Genomic DNA, 265 nt, shown 5'->3' with positions numbered 1-265 from the left:
CTGTCCGGCTGTGCAGCCACCGTTGATGTCAGTGCCGCCGCCGACGCCGCCAACCCGGCCTGCGCTGCGATGATGGTGGCACTGCCGGACCAGATTGGCGATTCTGCCCTGCGCAAGACCAACAGCCAGGCCACTGCCGCTTGGGGAGACCCGTCGCAAGTCATCCTGCGATGCGGCGTCAATGTCCCCGGGCCGACCACAGACCGTTGCGTCACCGTCAACGGCGTCGACTGGGTCATCAAAGAGGGTAACCCGATCTACACCC

The 265-nt window shown here is 65.7% G+C and carries 1 protein-coding gene; it reads left to right on the top strand.

What is annotated here, in order from left to right:
- A partial coding sequence (locus tag SB679_RS24695; RefSeq protein WP_410704925.1) for a DUF3515 family protein occupies positions 1-265 on the top strand: 265 nt, incomplete at both ends.

It is taken from the genome of Chryseobacterium sp. SIMBA_029, assembly GCF_046535275.1.
Classification (GTDB): Bacteria; Bacteroidota; Bacteroidia; order Flavobacteriales; family Weeksellaceae; genus Chryseobacterium.
The sequence above is the reverse complement of the archived record's forward strand: the minus strand, read 5'-3'. Positions and strand labels throughout refer to the sequence as shown.